The sequence below is a fragment of the Roseinatronobacter sp. S2 genome (genome assembly GCF_029581395.1).
Lineage (GTDB): Bacteria > Pseudomonadota > Alphaproteobacteria > Rhodobacterales > Rhodobacteraceae > Roseinatronobacter.
The window spans coordinates 1,418,348-1,435,798 of the sequence record NZ_CP121113.1; the positions used below are offsets into that span (position 1 = coordinate 1,418,348).

The 17,451-nt window shown below is 60.1% G+C and carries 18 protein-coding genes; 5 read left to right on the top strand and 13 right to left on the bottom strand.

Annotation, left to right across the window (positions count from 1 at the left end; all coding sequences use genetic code 11):
• Position 1: 1 nt before the first annotated feature.
• Together P8S53_RS06735 and P8S53_RS06740 are read right to left on the bottom strand one after the other, a co-directional pair.
• Positions 2-1,219 (bottom strand): ABC transporter substrate-binding protein, encoded by a 1,218-nt coding sequence (locus P8S53_RS06735; RefSeq protein WP_277806373.1) that lies wholly within the window; start codon positions 1,217-1,219, stop codon positions 2-4.
• Positions 1,216-1,479 carry a hypothetical protein gene (locus P8S53_RS06740; RefSeq protein WP_277806374.1) on the bottom strand — a complete coding sequence of 88 codons (264 nt, stop codon included), beginning with the start codon at positions 1,477-1,479 and terminating at the stop codon, positions 1,216-1,218. Before P8S53_RS06740 ends, P8S53_RS06735 begins: the two co-directional genes overlap by 4 nt.
• Between P8S53_RS06740 and P8S53_RS06745 the strand changes: the two genes are divergently transcribed.
• Entirely contained in the window at positions 1,478-2,089 is a 612-nt protein-coding gene (locus P8S53_RS06745; protein ID WP_277806375.1) for a CDP-alcohol phosphatidyltransferase family protein, read from the top strand. The genes P8S53_RS06740 and P8S53_RS06745 overlap by 2 nt on opposite strands.
• Positions 2,090-2,122: 33 nt before the next feature.
• On the opposite strand, the gene P8S53_RS06750 is transcribed toward P8S53_RS06745, so the two are convergent.
• The 5 genes from P8S53_RS06750 to P8S53_RS06770 form a co-directional block, all read right to left on the bottom strand.
• Positions 2,123-2,983 carry an arginyltransferase gene (locus tag P8S53_RS06750; RefSeq protein WP_277806376.1) on the bottom strand — a complete coding sequence of 287 codons (861 nt, stop codon included), beginning with the start codon at positions 2,981-2,983 and terminating at the stop codon, positions 2,123-2,125.
• Between the two features lie 82 nt (positions 2,984-3,065).
• Positions 3,066-3,500: an RDD family protein gene (locus P8S53_RS06755; RefSeq protein ID WP_277806377.1), complete on the bottom strand. Its 435-nt coding sequence runs from the start codon at positions 3,498-3,500 to the stop codon at positions 3,066-3,068.
• Positions 3,497-3,964, bottom strand: coding sequence for a YbaK/EbsC family protein (locus P8S53_RS06760; protein ID WP_277806378.1), 468 nt, complete (start codon positions 3,962-3,964; stop codon positions 3,497-3,499). The genes P8S53_RS06755 and P8S53_RS06760 overlap by 4 nt, the downstream gene beginning before the upstream one ends.
• Positions 3,965-3,968: 4 nt before the next feature.
• On the bottom strand, positions 3,969-5,291 hold the full coding sequence (locus P8S53_RS06765) for an aspartate aminotransferase family protein (RefSeq protein WP_277806379.1): 1,323 nt from the start codon (positions 5,289-5,291) through the stop codon (positions 3,969-3,971).
• An 88-nt stretch (positions 5,292-5,379) separates the two neighbouring features.
• Complete coding sequence (locus tag P8S53_RS06770) at positions 5,380-5,976, bottom strand: LysE family translocator (RefSeq protein WP_277806380.1); 597 nt, start codon at positions 5,974-5,976, stop codon at positions 5,380-5,382.
• 186 nt (positions 5,977-6,162) lie between these two features.
• Between P8S53_RS06770 and P8S53_RS06775 the strand changes: the two genes are divergently transcribed.
• Genes P8S53_RS06775 through P8S53_RS06785 form a run of 3 tightly spaced genes read left to right on the top strand, consistent with a single transcriptional unit; the run spans position 6,163 to position 9,453 of the window.
• On the top strand, positions 6,163-8,982 hold the full coding sequence (locus P8S53_RS06775) for a hypothetical protein (protein WP_277806381.1): 2,820 nt from the start codon (positions 6,163-6,165) through the stop codon (positions 8,980-8,982).
• Positions 8,966-9,217: a hypothetical protein gene (locus P8S53_RS06780; RefSeq protein WP_277806382.1), complete on the top strand. Its 252-nt coding sequence runs from the start codon at positions 8,966-8,968 to the stop codon at positions 9,215-9,217. The genes P8S53_RS06775 and P8S53_RS06780 overlap by 17 nt, the downstream gene beginning before the upstream one ends.
• Positions 9,214-9,453 carry a sulfurtransferase TusA family protein gene (locus P8S53_RS06785; protein ID WP_277806383.1) on the top strand — a complete coding sequence of 80 codons (240 nt, stop codon included), beginning with the start codon at positions 9,214-9,216 and terminating at the stop codon, positions 9,451-9,453. Before P8S53_RS06780 ends, P8S53_RS06785 begins: the two co-directional genes overlap by 4 nt.
• 294 nt (positions 9,454-9,747) lie before the next feature.
• On the opposite strand, the gene P8S53_RS06790 is transcribed toward P8S53_RS06785, so the two are convergent.
• The 5 genes from P8S53_RS06790 to gltX form a co-directional block, all read right to left on the bottom strand.
• Positions 9,748-10,380 (bottom strand): DUF1638 domain-containing protein, encoded by a 633-nt coding sequence (locus tag P8S53_RS06790; protein ID WP_277806384.1) that lies wholly within the window; start codon positions 10,378-10,380, stop codon positions 9,748-9,750.
• Positions 10,367-11,197 (bottom strand): nucleoside triphosphate pyrophosphohydrolase, encoded by an 831-nt coding sequence (gene mazG, locus P8S53_RS06795; protein ID WP_277806385.1) that lies wholly within the window; start codon positions 11,195-11,197, stop codon positions 10,367-10,369. Before mazG ends, P8S53_RS06790 begins: the two co-directional genes overlap by 14 nt.
• Before the next feature lie 44 nt (positions 11,198-11,241).
• On the bottom strand, positions 11,242-11,964 hold the full coding sequence (locus tag P8S53_RS06800) for a hypothetical protein (RefSeq protein ID WP_277806386.1): 723 nt from the start codon (positions 11,962-11,964) through the stop codon (positions 11,242-11,244).
• Between the two features lie 95 nt (positions 11,965-12,059).
• A complete protein-coding gene (locus P8S53_RS06805) occupies positions 12,060-13,355 on the bottom strand; it encodes a citrate synthase (RefSeq protein WP_277806387.1) in 1,296 nt (431 codons plus the stop codon).
• Between the two features lie 87 nt (positions 13,356-13,442).
• Positions 13,443-14,846 carry a glutamate--tRNA ligase gene (gene gltX, locus P8S53_RS06810; RefSeq protein ID WP_277806388.1) on the bottom strand — a complete coding sequence of 468 codons (1,404 nt, stop codon included), beginning with the start codon at positions 14,844-14,846 and terminating at the stop codon, positions 13,443-13,445.
• 83 nt (positions 14,847-14,929) lie between these two features.
• Here gltX and P8S53_RS06815 point away from each other — a divergent pair, with 83 nt between their 5' ends.
• The gene (locus P8S53_RS06815) at positions 14,930-17,014 is read left to right on the top strand and encodes a ComEC/Rec2 family competence protein (protein ID WP_277806389.1); all 2,085 of its coding nucleotides are present in this window, start codon (positions 14,930-14,932) and stop codon (positions 17,012-17,014) included.
• A 72-nt stretch (positions 17,015-17,086) separates the two neighbouring features.
• On the opposite strand, the gene grxD is transcribed toward P8S53_RS06815, so the two are convergent.
• Positions 17,087-17,446 carry a Grx4 family monothiol glutaredoxin gene (grxD, locus tag P8S53_RS06820; RefSeq protein ID WP_277806390.1) on the bottom strand — a complete coding sequence of 120 codons (360 nt, stop codon included), beginning with the start codon at positions 17,444-17,446 and terminating at the stop codon, positions 17,087-17,089.
• Between the last annotated feature and the right edge of the window lie 5 nt (positions 17,447-17,451).

Here is a 17,451-nt window from a genome sequence, read left to right on the forward strand (position 1 = left end):
GTTACTGCCCTGTGCCGTATCGCGCGGCCCAGTCCTCGGCAATGCGGGTCATCCATGTTGGGTGCGGCTCCAGCAGGCCCGCGCCCATCTGGTCGGGGGCAAGGGTGGCAATGCCCAGTTCCAGCGCATCGAACCGCGCGCGGTCCTGTGGTTCCAGCAAGTGCAACCCCAGCACGGTCTGAAAGCCCAGCACATCAGGGTCTTGTGCGCGGGCCTGAATCTCGGGGTCAAGGATCATGTTTGCCAGCACCAGCGCACCTGCCTTGTTGGCGGCATTATAGGGGATGGACAGATAGGACGAATTCGCCAGCGTCCCTTCGTCAAACACATAGGTGCGCACGCTGTCTTGCAATTCGCCATCTGCTATGGCCGCCGATGCCCGCCCCGGATTGAAGGCAAACGCGATGTCGGTTTCCCCATCGGCCAGCAACTGCCCAAGTGCGGGTTCATTGGCAGGATAGGCGCGCCCCTGCCGCCACAGATTGGGCGTGATCTCATCCAGAAAGGCCCAGAGGGGGGCTGTCACCGCATCATAATCCACATCATCTGTGGGGGACAGCAGGATGGCAGGATCATCCAGCACGCCATACAGCGCCTGTTTCAGAAAACTGGTGCCCAGAAAATCGGGCGGTTGCGGATAGGTGAACCGCCCCGGATTTTCCGCAATCCATCCGCGCAGGGCATCCAGCGTGCGCGGCGGCTCCCGCAGGGTGGCGCTGTCATATTCAAACACCATCTGGAACATGGCCCAAGGGCTGCCAAACCCGTCGACCGGCAGGGTGAAATCCACTTCAATACTGGGGTTTGCATCCGTATCCACCAGCGCCCAATTCGGCAGATCCGTGGCAAAGGGGCCAAACAGCAGGCCCTGTTCCTTCATCGACGCGAAATTGGCCCCGTTGATCCAGATCGCATCCACTGCGCCGCCCGCATCGCGTCCGGCACTGCGTTCGGAAAGGACACGGGTGACAGCATCCGCCGTGTCCGCCAGCCGCACATGTTCCAGCGTGACACCGTGGCGCGCCTGCAAATCATCCCCGACCGAGGAAATGAACGCATTGATCCGTGCATCCCCGCCCCATGCATGCCAGTAAACTGTCTGACCGCGCGCCTGTTCCAGCACCATGTCCCAATTTTTCGGGTCAACATCGTGTGCCAGTGCAGGGGCGTGCAGCAAACTGCCAAGGCCCAGCACCGTTCCCAGTATCAAGGTTTTCATATCATGTCCTTTTTGTCCGGCTCTTTTGTGCATATACGCGCGCCAAGGCAAACTGTTTCACGCAAAAAGACTTTGATGCGCGATCTGGATGAATTTTTTTGAAACATTCTGTTTTGGCCGCGCGTATCAATAGCCAGATAAGGGACGGGCGCCGGATGATTTTTGTTGTGATTGAACCACACACGCCATGGCGAATATGCAAAACTGCATGGGGCAAGGGCAAGTTCGGCAAAGCCCTGATGGTGAAAGGCCGCAGACATGCTTGATCGTCATATCCGCCCGCTGATTGATCCGCCGCTGAACAGGATCGGCGGGCAGATCGCAAGATTGGGGTTCAGTGCGAACACGGTCACCCTTGTCGGGCTTGCGTTCGGGATTGCGGCGGCATGTGCGATTGTGGCGCAGGCCTATATTCTGGCAGTGTTGCTGATTTTGGCGTCGCGTCTGGCCGACGGGCTGGACGGGGCCGTGGCGCGCGCGCATGGGGTCAGTGATTTCGGCGGGTATCTGGACATCACCTGTGACTATGTTTTTTATGCGGCTGTTCCCTTGGCCTTTGTCATTCTGGACCCGGCCGCGCATGGGGTGGCGGGGGCGTTTTTGTTGCTAAGCTTTTATGTCAATGCAGGGTCGTTTCTGGGCTTTTCGGTGCTGGCAGAACGGCGCAGGATGAACACTGACACCCATGGTGTGAAATCGCTGTATTTCACCGGCGGGTTGCTGGAAGGCACGGAAACGATACTGTTCTTTATTGCCTTATGCTTGCTGCCAAACTGGTTTGTGCCGCTGGCATTCGGGTTCGGCGTGTTGTGCCTTGTGACCGCTGTTTCGCGCGTTTGGCTGGCGTGGAAACTGTTTCGCCCGCAATGACCGCACGCGCAGGGGGCGGCAGGGGCAGGGCGGTTAGCCCCGTAGCGGTATGCGTTGCGACAGGCCCACGGGCGCGGACATTTCGCGGGGCATGACGAGTTGGGTCACCTGTTCGGCGATTGGTGGCACTGACAGCGGGTGCGTTGCACTTGAATAATCCGACGGGTCGCCCAGATCGCGCCACTGCCCTTCGTGATACACTTCCAATGCGTTGAAGCCCGCCTTGTAGTTCATTTTCGGGCTGCCGGGCACCCAATAGCCCAGATACACAAAAGGCAGCCCTGCGGCGCGCGCAAGTTCGATATGGTCCAGAATGATATATTGCCCAAGCGAGTGTTTATCCATCGCCGGATCGAAGAAGGAATAAACCAGACTCAGCCCGTCATCCAGCACATCGGTCAGGCAGACAGCGGATAATTCCCTTTTGTCGTCCTCTGACGGGCTGCGGTATTCGATCACGCGTGTGCGCACCGGCGTTTCCTCGACCATGGCGGCAAATTCGAAGACATCCATATCGGCCATGCCGCCATCTGCATGGCGCGTGTCCAGATAGCTGCGGAACAGGTCATATTGTTCTTCTGTGGCCCATGCGCTGTTTACTTCGCGCATCAGCGCGTTATTGCGTTTCCGCGTGCGCCGCTGGCTGCGTGATGGTGTGAAATCGGCCACACGAATGCGTGCGGACAAACAGGCGCGGCAATCCGAACAGGACGGACGATACAGCACATTCTGGGACCGCCGGAACCCCTGCTTGGACAGCGTGTCGTTCATCGCCTCTGCCTGATCACCCTGCAATGCCGTGAACAGCTTCCGTTCCATGCGTCCCTTTAGGTAGGGGCAGGGTTGCGGGGCCGTCACATAAAATTGCGGAATGGTTGGTAGGCTATGGCGCATGAGTCTAAACTTGTTGGCAATGGGATGGCTGGCACATTAGCAAGGCTTTGCTGTCGCGCCAAGCCATCATTGGTTCAATGCGCTATTGCGGGGCGATACGGTGTAGCATTGTGGTATTCAGGACAAAATCATGTAAACCCTGCCGATAGGGCGTCAACAGGATCATGACCATGGATGCCGCCTGAAGCGGGAATACCGTCCACATGCCCACATACATGGCGCTGTACCAGAATGCGGTTATCGCGTCAGGTGTGCGCCCGTCAATTCCGCGCCATTTCAGGGCCGTTGCCATCATGCCCAACGTCGCGCCGTAACGTGCCAGCATCACGGTGCGATACCCGATTGCGACAACGGCAAACAGGGCCGGCAGGAAAAACACGCTGACAAACAGGGTCAGGACCACCCCGACCAGCGTAAGCAGCAGCGTGACCACCAGATCAATCGCCCAGGCACCGACGCGCTTCAACGGCACATCGGCATAAAATTCAGGCTGCATCTCTGGGTCGGGCAGGGTCATTCGACAAAATCCGCAAGTGTTGCATTCGACAATGACATAAGCACGCGGGGGGCAATTGAAAAGACATGGCGTGGTGTTCCTGCCGCGGCCCACACAGTTGCGAATTCAAGCAGGCGGGGATCAACCCATGTGGGTTGCGGGGTCAGATGGCCTATCGGGGCGACACCGCCAATGGCAAAACCGGTGGTTGCACGCACAAGGCCCACATCCGCGCGCCCCAACTCCTCGCCCGTCAGGCGGGATGCTTTTTGCGCACAGACGCGGTTGCCGCCTGCGGTCAGGAAAAGCCGCACCGCCCCCGATGAGACCCCGCAAAAGATGATTGATTTCACGATCTGGTCAATTTCGCAGCCGCATGCGGCTGCGGCCTGTTCGGCGGTGCGGGTTTCACCAGCTTCAACAATGGTGTCGGGCAGGCCCGCATCCGACAGGGCGCGGGCCACACGTTTCAACGATTTGCTCATATAATCAGTCCAGATTGTCCAGAACGTCCGCAAGGGTGCCGATCAACTGGTCGATATGCGCTTTTTCAATGATCAGCGGGGGCGACATGGCGATAATATCGCCGGTCGTGCGAATCAGCACGCCCTTTTCATAGGCTTTCAGGAAGGCGTTAAAGGCGCGTTGCGTGGGCGCGCCCGCGATTGGTTCCAACTCCACCGCGCCGATAAGGCCCATATTGCGAATGTCGATGACATGGCGGCGGCCCTTCAGCGAATGCACTGCTTCTTCCCAATAGGGGGCCATTTCCGCCGCGCGTTCAAACAGCGCTTCTTCGCGGTATGTCTCCAGCGTGGCAAGCCCTGCTGCCGATGCAATCGGGCTGCCGGAATAGGTGTAGCCGTGAAACAGCTCGATCAGGTTTTCGGGGCCGGTCATGAACGCATCATGGATTTCAGCCGTTGTCAGCACTGCGCCCATGGGAATCACACCATTGGTCAGCCCTTTGGCGCAGGTGATCATGTCGGGCATCACATCGAAATGCTGGGCTGCAAAGGGGCTGCCAAGGCGGCCAAAGCCGGTGATCACTTCATCAAAGATCAGCAGAATACCATGTTTGCGTGTGATGTCGCGCAGGCGCTGCAAATAGCCCTTGGGCGGGATCAGAACGCCTGTGGACCCTGCCACCGGTTCAACAATGACCGCCGCAATTGTATCCGCGCCGTGCAGCGCCACAATGCGTTCCAACTCGTCCGCAATATCTGCGCCATGTTCCGGCTGGCCCTTTGACCACTGGTTTTGCGGGATATGGGTGTGGGGCATATGATCCACACCCACCAGCATCGCGCCGAAATGGCGGCGGTTACTGACGATCCCACCGACCGAAATACCGCCGAAATTCACGCCGTGATAGCCCCGCTCGCGCCCGATCAGGCGGGTGCGGCTGGCGTCGCCCTTGGCGCGGTGATAGGCCAGCGCGATTTTCAGCGCGGTTTCCACGCTTTCGGACCCCGAATTGGTGAAAAACGCATGGTCTATGCCTTCGGGCGCAAGGTCCACCAGACGGTTTGCCAATTCAAACGCTTTGGGGTGGCCCATCTGGAATGCAGGCGCATAGTCCAGTTCCTCGACCTGTTTCTGGATGGCTTCGGTAATTTTCGGGCGCTTGTGGCCTGCGTTGCAGCACCAAAGCCCTGCCGTGCCGTCCAGCACCTGCCGCCCGTCCGATGTGGTGTAGAACATGCCATCAGCGGCCACCAGCATGCGCGGGGCCTGCTTGAACTGGCGGTTGGCTGTGAACGGCATCCAGAAGGCACGCAGATCATTGGGTGTGGGGCGGTCAAGGGCCATGGCTGTTACTCCCGTGAATTTGATCAAAAGACGCTACCAGATTTGCGCGCCATGACAAGGGGGCCATTACGAAGCGTCAGAAAAGGGGTCAGACGAACACCATTAATGCCGACAGCGCAAGCAACCCCGCCATGACGCGCATGAAAACACGCCAGTGGCGCGGGTTGCGTAAAAGCGTTGTCAGCAGCGCGCCCGCACTGGTCCAGAACAGACAGACCCCAAGATTGACAGAACTGAACGCCAGACCAAGGCGCAGCCCTTCCAGCGCGGGCGTCATTCCTGCGCCATAGCCCGCCGATGCCGCAAACGCTATTGCCCACACTTTCGGGTTAATCCACTGAAACAGGGCCGCTTGCAGCAGTGTCATGGGCTGGCCGGTGTCCTGCGTGTCCGATGCCGGACGGCGGGTCGCGTTGAAATAGGACCACGCCATATACAAAATCCAGCTTGCGGCCAGCACGCGCAGCACCAACCCAAGCGCGGGATTGGCCAGAATCAGCGCGCCCACCCCAAGGCCGGTAACACCCGCCGTGATGCCCACGCCAATGACGACGCCCAAAAGGTGCGGCATGGTTTGCCTGAACCCGAAACGCGCCCCCGATGCCGTCAACATCACGACATTCGGGCCGGGTGAAAACAGGCCAAGAAAGACAAAACTGTAAAGCAGCGGATCAAGCAGGGTCATGGGCGCATTCAGACTACCTTTGCGCGGCAAAGACAAGCGCCGCAAGTGGCGCGCAAATGCGCCTGTTTTCGGCTTCATGCCGAACCCGCCCGCAAACGGGGTAATTCATATGATGCGTCATGAAATAGGGTCTGTTTCGCCCTTGGCCGAATTGACCTTGCGCGCAACGAAAGGCACTGTTGCCGCATGAATTTCTGGCCAATCACCCGCTTCCCGATTCCCTATGACCGCGCCGCAGGCACGGAGGCGCGCGCGCTTTTCCCTGCCCTGACCCCGCAGCAGGCAGACCTGATTGACGGCGCGGCCGGGTGCAGCCCCTATCTGAAAACGCTGATGGCGCGTGAACGCGACTGGATAGAGGGTGCGTTTGTCACCGACCCCTGGGACTATCTGCAAACGGAACTGGATGCACTGGACGGTGTTGCGCTGCCGGACATGTCCGCGCGGCTGCGGCAGGCCAAACGCCGCGTTGCCCTGCTGGCGGCGCTGGCCGATCTGGGCGGGGTCTGGTCGCTGGATCAGGTCACCGGCGCGCTTAGCGATCTGGCCGACCGCGCCACCCATGTCGCCCTGACAGCCCTTGTTGCTGATGAAATCCGGCGCAAGAAGCTGCCCGGCGCAGTGCCCGAGGATGCAGCGACTGGTGCGGGTATGGTGGTGCTGGCCATGGGCAAGATGGGCGCGAGAGAGTTGAACTATTCGTCTGACATCGATCTGATCTGCCTGTTTGATGAAACCCGTTTCAGCGCCGATGACTATCTGGATGCGCGCGCCAGTTTCATTCGTGTGACGCGCAAACTGTGCGGGTTGCTGTCCGACTACACCGCCGAAGGGTATGTGTTCCGCACCGATCTGCGCCTGCGCCCCGACCCGTCGGTGACGCCTGTGTGCCTGTCGATGGATGCGGCCGAGCGCTATTACGAAAGCGTTGGGCGGACATGGGAACGCGCGGCCTATATCAAGGCGCGGCCCTGTGCGGGGGATCTGGCCGCAGGGCGGCGGTTTCTGGAAACGCTGCGCCCCTTCGTGTGGCGCAGACATCTGGATTTCGCGGCCATTCAGGATGCCCATGACATGCGCCTGCGCATCAAGGCGCATAAGGGTCTGGGGGGCGCGCTGTGTCTGGAAGGGCATGATATCAAACTGGGGCAGGGCGGCATCCGCGAGATCGAATTTTTCACGCAGACCCGCCAGTTGATTGCGGGCGGGCGCGATCCTGATTTGCGCAGCTCGCGCACGGTTGACGGGCTGGCCGCACTGGCCGCCAAAGGGTGGATTCCCGCAGATGTGGCTGAAAAACTGACCGCGCATTATGCTGAGCACCGCGAGATCGAGCACCGCCTGCAAATGGTTCAGGACGCCCAGACCCAGAAACTGCCGACCAGTGCCGAAGGGCTGGACCGGATTGCGCATTTCGTCGGACTGGACAACACCGGCACATTCCGTGACCGCCTTTTGCGCAGGTTGCGCGACGTGGCCGAACTGACCGAAGGGTTTTTTACACCGGATACGGGCGACAGCGTGGAAGAACCCGACCTGTCCGACACCCAGCAAGATATTATCGAAGGCTGGCGCAGTTATGCAGCGCTGCGGTCTGATCGCGCCAAAGAATTGTTCAAGCGCGTGCGGCCCGCATTGCTGACACGGCTGCACGATGCGGCAGACCCCGAAGCGGCACTTGTGCAGTTCGACCGATTTCTGGGGGGGCTGCCTGCCGGTGTGCAGCTGTTCGCCCTGTTCGAGGCCAACCCGCAACTGATCGATCTTATCGTGGATATCTGCGCCACATCGCCGCGGCTGGCCAGCTATCTGTCGCGCAACGCGGCAGTGTTCGACGCTGTCATCGGCGGCGGGTTCTTTGCACCATGGCCGGGAACCGCATCCTTGCAAAACGACCTTGCCGACCGTCTGGCGCAGCTGGATGATTATGAACGTCAGCTGGACGCCGCGCGCGTCTGGGCGCGGGAATGGCATTTCAGGGTTGGCGTGCATCACCTGCGCGGGTTGATTGACGCGTTCGAGGCAGGCACAGAATACGCGTCGCTGGCAGAAGCGACACTGGGCGCGTTGTGGCCTGTCGTGGTGGCGGAATTTGCGCGCAAACATGGCCCGCCGCCGGGACAGGGGGCTGTTGTTCTTGGCATGGGGTCGCTTGGGGCAGGACGGCTGAACGCAGCGTCAGATGTGGATCTGATCGTGATTTATGATGCCGATCCGTCCGAAAACTCTGCCGGGCCGCGCCCGCTGGACACACGCAGCTATTTTGCCCGCCTGACCAAGGCGTATCTTACGGCCATCAGCGCACCCACTGCCGAAGGGCGCCTGTATGAGGTGGATATGCGGCTGCGCCCATCGGGGCGGCAAGGCCCTGTTGCGACCAGCCTGACCGCGTTTCGCGACTATCAGTTCAACGAGGCATGGACATGGGAACATCTGGCGCTGACGCGCGCGCGGCGGGTTGCAGGCTCGGTGGGGCTGGGCGAGACGATCGAAGGGCTGCGCCGGACGCTGTTGCAGGACAAATCCACCGGCGCAAATATCCGCAAGGATGTGGCCGATATGCGCGCCAGACTGTCCGAGGCCAAACCCGCGCATGGCCTGTGGGATGCCAAGGCAGGGCCGGGGCGGCTGATGGATATCGAACTGGCGGCACAATTTTGCGCGCTTGCGGCGGGCCATCATGCGCGCCGTGTAGAGCAACAATTGCGCGCCGGTGCCAAAGCCGGGGTGATCAGCGCGCAGGACGAGCAGTGCCTGCTGCGCGCCTATCGCCTGTGCTGGACGATGCAGGCAACGGGGCGGCAACTGGCCGACAAGATTTCCGATGTCGCAGATCTTGGTCGTGGCGGGCAGAAGTTCATCCTGAATTCGGTCGGCTGCGAAAGCGTCAGTATTCTGGCCGACAGGCTGAAAGACATGTGCACAATGTCGGCAACGGTGATAGATTCAATTTTTGCCCCTGATGCGGCGATGCAGGATGACGCTGAGAATGACACACGCACATGACCCGAAGGGGCTGATCCGCGAAAGCTACCGGATGGATGGAATCAGCATGGATGAATGCCGGTCGATCCTGATTGACTGGGCGCTGAGTTTGCCTGTCGGGCAAGAACCGTTGCAGGCAATTCGCGCCATGCTGGACCAATACGGCACTCATGCCCCCGACCACCCCATGACTGCGCTGTTGCAAGAAGGGCTGACACCGCGCCCGCCGCGCGCCCGCAAGGGGCGCAGCAAATGACGTGCCAGATTGTCGCCGATCACGAAGTTGATGCCATTGGCCTGCTATGCCCGTTGCCGGTTCTGAAGGCGCGAAAGCGGTTGCAGCAGATGGCACCCGGACAGGTCTTGCGCGTGCTGGCGTCTGATCCGGCGGCGGTGATTGATATTCCGCATTTTTGTCAGCAATCCGGCCACCACCTGTTGCATTCAGAAGCCGCCGGTTCGGCAACGGCCTATCTGATTCGCTGCGGCTGATTTGCATTTCGGGCCGAAGCCGTGGTGAGAGCGGATCGACATGTCCTGTTTCGCTTTTGGCCTTTGCGGTCAGTGGGAATGCCCAAGGCGCGGAGCAAAGGGCGAAGCCCGCCGCGCCATCGGTGGGCCGTCCCGCGGCCTGCCGATTTGGCTGATGGCACGCCAAGCCTATGATCTTGGGATTATGCAGCCCGCATAAAGTGAACTTCACCAACGCCGGATCGGCAGACCCCGGCCCACCGATGGCACGGGCTTTGGCCAAGCGCGAATGATCGCAAAAGGGCAGAATCGCCGTTACAGCCGCGACAACTCCCGCGCCAGATCACCATATCCCGTAAACCGCCGTTCATAGGCCAGACCCAGCCTGCGTGCGGCATCCTTCGCCTTTTCATCAAGGTCGGGATCATTGGTCTGGGCCTGATAGATCAGCTTGGTGTAATTGCCGAACATCATCTGGATCAGTTCGGGGTGACGGTCAAATCCCATAGGTTTCCAGACAAAGGCATCAAACTGGCGCACCAGAAAATCGGTCAGGTAGAAGGCCGTGATTTCTTGCCCGGACCGGGCGGCAAATTCATCTACGCCATCGAAAAACGCATAGCAATGCGGGCCGGGCACCATTTGCACCCCCAGCGCGTCACATCTTGCCTGCAACAATCCGCCAGTCCCGCAATCGGCATAAACGACGAATATCGTCTCATACTGGTCGCGGTGCTGGATGACGGCCTTTTCAACCGCATCGGGAATACGGTCCGGCCACAGGTGCAGATTGGCTGGCAGGCACAGCAAATCCATATGTGTCCAGCTATTGGCGGCCTTCAGTGCCAGAATTTCACGCGCCAGCGCACCGCAAGCCAGCAACAGAATTGTGCCGCGCCCCTGTGCGGGCAACCCCTGCTCCGTCAGGGTTTTGTCATTCGGCTGCATCGCGTTTTTCCCGGGCTTTGGCGGCGTTCCAAAGCGTGTCCATTTCGTCCAATGTGCTGTCGGCAGGGCTGCGCCCTTGTGCGGCAAGCGCGCGTTCAATGCTTTGAAACCGGCGGGTGAATTTGGCGTTTGCGGCGCGCAGGGCTTCTTCGGGGTCCAGTTTCAGGTGTCGCGCCAGGTTGGCCATGACAAACAGCAGGTCGCCGAATTCTTCCGCGACCTCGACATCGCTTAGCGTGTCGCGCGCTTCTACCAATTCGCGCGATTCCTCAAGTATCTTGTCCAGAACCTGATCGGTGGATGGCCAGTCAAACCCCACGCGCGCGGCGCGTTTTTGCAGCTTCACCGCACGCATCAGGGCGGGCAGACCAAGCGCCACATCATCCAGAACGCCGCCCTGCGCGCGCGCGGCCCGTTCGGCGGCCTTGACGCGTTCCCAATCCTGCACCTGTTGTTGCGCGCTTTTATCGCGGCGCTCATCGCCAAACACATGCGGGTGGCGGGCGACCATCTTGTCGGAAATGCCGCGCGTTATGTCGTCAAAGGTGAAATGCCCTGCTTCTTCGGCCATCTGGGCGTGATAGACCACTTGCAGCAGCAAATCCCCCAATTCGCCCTGAAGCGCGGGCCAGTCGCCTTTTTCAATCGCATCGGCCACTTCATAGGCCTCCTCGATCGTGTAGGGGGCGATGGACGCAAAATCCTGTTCGATATCCCATGGGCAGCCGGTGTCCGGGTCGCGCAAGGCACGCATGATTGCGCGCAGGCGTGTCAGGCTGCCATCGGGTTGAAAGATCAGCGGGTCATGATCTGGCATGTGGCACTCCGTTCCATGGCTTGCGCCCGTGTGATACCGTTGTGTTACAGCGCGGCCTGCGTGTGTCCAGCCCAAAGGTTGCGCGCACTGGCCAGCACGACGATCAGCAGCGCCACCGATGTGGCCCCGATGATCAGGGCCGTGCCCCCAAGATTGGCGACCAACACCCCGATAAAGGCCCAGATGACAGCAACGCCGTAATCAGGGCTGTCGGGGCGGCGCGCCAGCACCCACACTGCCAGCGCGGTTGCGCCCGCAAGTGCGATGATGGCCGCCCATTGCGACGATACAAGCCCATAGCCGCCCAGCGATACCCCCAGCGACACATGCGCTGCCGCCGTCAGCCAGCCCGCATAAAGGCCCACAGGTGCCTGAAGCACCCATCGGTCGCGCATTGGCGCGCGCAACAGCGCTTGAATGGCAAAAAACAGCATCCAGAAAATCAGCACGGTTGCGCCAAGCGGCGAAAACCCCGCAAGCCACAACCACAAGGCCCCCGGCCCAAGGCTAAGGATCATGGGGCCTTGCACATGGTGCCAGTCGGCATCGTGCCTGCGGGCATAGACCCCCATGATGGCAAATACCGCCAACCACAGATAGATGATGCCCCAGATCGCAAACGCATAGCCCGCTGGCTGAACTGGCGGGTCAATCTGCGGGACCGGAAAACGCTGCGCGTCAAACCCGCTGAACGGGTCTGTCACATAGGGCGACAGCACAAAGGCGGCTGTTGCAAGCAAGGTCAGTGTGGGCAGGAACTGTTTCATAGGGCGTGACCTAACCTTTCACTTGGGCGGATTCCAGTGTGCAAATAAAAACGCCGCCCATCGGGGCGGCGTTTTTTGGTGTCGCTGCGCAAATTTCAGCGGTTCTCGATCTCGGCATAATCGCGGCGTGGTGCGCCGGTGTAGCGCTGGCGCGGGCGGCCGATTTTCTGTTCTGGATCGCTGATCATTTCCTTCCACTGCGAAATCCAGCCAACTGTGCGCGACAGCGCGAAAATTGGCGTGAACATCGATGTGGGGAACCCCATCGCTTCCAGAATAATGCCGGAGTAGAAATCGACATTCGGATACAGCTTCTTGCTGACGAAATATTCATCCTCCAGCGCGATGCGTTCCAGTTCCTTGGCGACTTTCAGTGTCTCGTTGTCGTCAATGCCCAGCAGCCCCAGCACTTCGTCTGCGGATTGTTTCATCACATTCGCGCGTGGGTCGAAATTCTTGTAGACGCGGTGGCCAAAGCCCATCAGGCGGAACGGGTCGTCCTTGTCCTTGGCGCGCGCAATGAATTCAGGGATGCGGTCAACCGTGCCGATTTCGCGCAGCATTTCAAGACAGGCCTGATTTGCACCACCATGGGCAGGCCCCCAAAGGCATGCAATCCCTGCCGCGATGGATGCAAACGGGTTCGCCCCCGAACTGGATGCCAGCCGCACAGTGGATGTGGACGCGTTCTGTTCATGGTCTGCATGCAGCATCATGATCCGGTCCATTGCGCGGCTCAGGATCGGGTCGACGACATATTCTTCTGCGGGCACGGCAAAGCACATGTGCAGGAAATTGCCGGAATAATCGAGGCTGTTTTTCGGGTAAACAAACGGTTGCCCGACCGAATATTTATAGGCCATGGCGGCAATGGTCGGCATCTTGGCGATCATGCGGATCGCGGCTACTTCGCGCTGCCACGGGTCGTTGATATCGGTCGAATCGTGGTAGAATGCAGACATTGCCCCCACAACCCCCACCATGATGGCCATCGGGTGCGCATCGCGGCGGAAACCACGGAAGAAATACTGCATCTGTTCGTGGATCATGGTGTGGTGGGTCACACGGCTTTCGAAATCTTCCAGATCGGCCGCCGATGGCAGTTCACCGTATAGCAGCAGATAGCAGCATTCCAGAAAATGCGATTTTTCTGCCAGCTGCTCGATTGGATAGCCCCGATACAGCAATTCGCCTGCGTCGCCATCAATATAGGTGATGGTCGATGAACAGGCCGCCGTGGAGGTGAAGCCGGGGTCATAGGTGAATACATCGCCCTGCGCATACAGCTTGCGGATATCCAGCACATCGGGGCCGACCGACGGTTTCATGATCGGCAGTTCGATTTCCTTGTCGCCTATGGTCAGCTTTGCAGATTCGGTACTATTCGCCATTGCGCATCCTTTCCCTGTTGCCTGCGGGCAAGGCACCTCGCAGACGATCCCTGACCGCGGCTTTCGGGGCACAATAGCCCTGTCGGCTCAAGTCGTTCCATCCTGAATGCGGGCAAGCGATTCCTCGCGGCCCAGCACAATCATCATGTCGAAAACACTCGGACTGCTGGTTCGCCCTGCCAGCGCAGCGCGAAGGGGTTGCGCAACCTTGCCCAGACCCAGGCCGTGTGCCTCTGCGGTTTCCTTGATAATGTCCTCAAGTATAGTCCGATCCCACGTAGCAGTTTGCAAGCGCGGCGTCAATTCCCTCAGTATACCACGGGATACATCATCAAGGGATTGGGCCGCTTTCTCATCCATCTCAATCGGGCGCTCTGTCAGAATAAAATGTGCTTTTTCAATGACTTGATTGAAGCCTTTCGCTTTCTCCTTCACAAGTGGCATGGCCGCCGTCAAACCCGAAATCTGTGCTGGAGTCAGGTCTGGCGCATCGGTGGCCTTCAGGAATGCAAGAAGTTCTTGCAGCAGTGCAGCATTGTCCGCGACGGTCATGTGCTGTGCGGTCAGATGGTCCAGTTTCTTGAAGTCCAGCCGCGCCGGTGACTTGCCGATTCCCCCAAGGTCGAACCATTCTTTTGCCTGAGTATCGGTAAAGAATTCATTATCGCCATGGCCCCAGCCCAGCCGCGTCAGGTAATTTCGCATCGCCGCCGCCGGATACCCCATGCGCTGGTATTCCTCGACCCCCAATGCGCCGTGACGTTTGGACAGCTTCTTGCCATCGGGGCCGTGGATCAGCGGAATATGCGCCCAGACCGGCACATCCCAGCCCATCGCATGATAAACCAGCATCTGGCGGGCGGCGTTGTTCAGGTGGTCATCACCGCGAATGATATGCGTGACCCCCATGTCATGATCATCGACCACCACCGCCAGCATATAGGTGGGCGTCCCGTCTGACCGCAGCACGATCATGTCGTCCAGCTGGTCATTGCGAATGCGCACATTGCCCTGCACCTGATCGGCAATCACGGTTTCCCCGTCGCGCGGGGCCTTGACGCGAATGACATAGGGCGCATCGGGGTGGGTGGCCGCATCGGCATCGCGCCACGGCGACTGATACAGCGTGGATTTGCCAGCGGCGCGGGCGGCCTCGCGAAACGCCTCAATTTCGTCCTGCGTTGCAAAGCACTTATAGGCGTGCCCGCTGGCCAGCATCTGACAGGCAACCTGCGCATGCCGATCCGCGCGCGCGGCCTGACTGACAGGTTCGCCGTCCCAGTCCAGACCCAGCCATGTCAGTCCGGTCAGAATCGCCGCTGTTGCCTCGGGGGTGGAGCGGGCGCGGTCGGTATTTTCGATGCGCAGCAGGAATTTACCGCCACGTCCGCGGGCATAAAGCCAGTTGAACAACGCTGTCCGCGCGCCCCCGATATGCAGAAAACCCGTAGGCGAGGGGGCAAAGCGTGTGACAACAGGCGCATCGGACATCGGATTTTTACCTTTTGGTAACGAAGTTTTGGCAGCATCAACTGTGGTTCTAGGCAAGGTCAGGGGCGGAAACAAGGGTGCATATGCTGACCTTTCCATTCAACGCGTCTGTGATGCCGCTTTCGGCCCTGCGCGGGGCGATTGCGTTGCAGCGCGGGCATCTGTTTTTGTTCGTGCCGGTGTGTCTTGCTTTGGGTATCGGGGCATATTTCGCCTTGCCGCGCGAACCCGCCGCTGCCGAATGGGCGCTTTTGGTGATTGTTGTGGCGGGGGTTCTGGGGTTACTTCGGTTCATGGCAGAAGACATGTCGCCGTTTATGCTTGCGGTGATGCTGGTCTGCGTGGGCATGCTGGTGGCCGGTTTGCGTGTGTATCTGGTATCTGCGCCCGTGCTGCCATTCCGGTTTTACGGCGCGATAGAAGGGCGCATTGTCAAGATTGACCGATCGGCCAGCGACGCGCTGCGCCTGACGCTGGACCGCGTCATTCTGGAAGGGATGGAGGGCGCGCAAACCCCTGCGCGTGTGCGCGTCAGCCTGCATGGGGACCAAGGGTATATTGACCCTGCACCGGGCCTGCGGGTCATGCTGACGGGGCATCTGTCACCGCCGCCTGCGCCCTCTGAACCCGGCGGGTTTGATTTCAGACGTCTTGCGTGGTTCGAGCAGTTGGGCGCGGTGGGCTATACGCGCAGCCCGGTTCTGGCACGCGCCCCGCCGCAGGACGGCGCGGCCGGTCTGCGCATCCACCGCTTGCGCATGCAGATATCTGCGGCAGTGCAAGACAGGCTTCCGGGTGATGCGGGCGGTTTTGCAAGTGCCATTCTGACGGGCGACCGGTCTGGTATCAGCCAACCCCGGCTGGAGGATTTGCGCCGTTCCAATCTGGCGCATCTGCTGGCCATATCTGGGCTGCATATGGGGCTGTTGACGGGGTTTGTTTTCGCGCTGTTGCGGCTGTTGATGGCCCTTGTGCCGTGGTTTGCGCTGCGCGCGCCGACACGCAAACTGGCCGCATTGGGCGCGTTGGGGGCGGGGGCGTTCTATCTTGCGCTGTCGGGGGGCAATGTGGCGACAGAACGGGCTTTCATTATGGTGGCGGTCATGTTTTGCGCCATATTGCTGGACCGGCGCGCCATTTCGTTGCGGTCGGTCGCGATGGCGGCGTTGGTCATTCTTTTGCTGCGCCCCGAAGCGCTGGTTCAGGCGGGCTTTCAGATGAGTTTTGCCGCGACCATCGCATTGGTGGCCGTGTTCCGCGCGCTTAGTGCAGAGCGTGAATGGCGCAGGTCCATTCCACGCTGGCTGTGGCCCGTTGTCAGCGTGATCATCTGTTCAATGGTTGCGGGTATTGCAACCGCGCCTGTCTCTGCGGCCAGCTTCAACCGGCTGGCGGAATACGGCCTGATTGCCAATCTGGCCGCCGTGCCGCTGATGGGGTTGGTCATTATGCCCGCAGCCGTTCTGGCGGCCCTGCTGGCCCCGTTCGGACTGGACTGGATTGGCTTGCGGGTGATGGAGCCTGCAATTTTGTGGATATTGCGTGTGGCCGAAACGGTCAGCGGGTTTGATGGCGCGGTGATGCCGGTTGTCCAGCCTGCCCCTTGGGTTTTGCCGGTGCTGGCGTTGGGGGGCATATGGATCGTGATCTGGCGCGGGCGTGGTGCTTGGCTTGGGGCAGGGGCAGTGGTGCTGGCGTTGTTGGGCTGGGTGCATGGCAGTGACCGCCCTGATTTGCTGATCGCGCATGACGGCGTGGTTCTGGGCCTTATGGGCGAGGGGGGGCGCATGATCAGCCGCGACAGGGCAGGATCATTTGCTGTGCAAAGCTGGTTGCAGGCGGATGGCGATCTGGGCGCACAAACGGACGGATTCGCGCGGGCCGGTCTGTCGGACCCCCGTACCCCCGCGGTGCAAATGCGCAGCGGCGGGCTGGATGTGGTGCATCTTCTGGGGCAGCGCGGGCTGGATTATTTGCCAGACCTGTGCACGGACGGGCGCATTGTCGTGACATCGGCCCAACCCGACACGCGGTCGGGGACATGCCTGCTTATTACGCCGCGCGATTTGCGCGCCAGCGGGGCAATTTCGATCAGCACTCAAGGTGGGGGGGGCATGGTCATGCGCCGTGTGGCAGATACCGGCGGCGCGCGGCCATGGACGCAGTAACACGGGTGCACGAACAGGGGGCACCCGACATCCGGCAGCGCAGTGGCACTGCCGGATTCGAAATACCTGCAATCAGGCGTTCGCTTCGCGAATTTTCTCGGCGGCGTCCTTGTCATAGGTCACGCCCTTGGCCTCGAACAACTGGTCCAACTCGCCCGACAGGGTCATTTCAGTGATGATGTCACACCCGCCCACGAATTCACCCTTCACATAAAGTTGCGGGATGGTGGGCCAGTCGGAGTAATCCTTGATACCCTGACGAATTGTATCATCGGCAAGAACGTTCACATCGGCATAGTCAACGCCCATGAAGTTCAGAACGCCGGCCACACGGCTGGAAAACCCGCATTGCGGCATTGTCTTGGTGCCTTTCATGTAAAGCACCACGTCATTGCTTTCGACGGTTTGTTTGATGGTCTCTTGCGCGCTCATGGTTT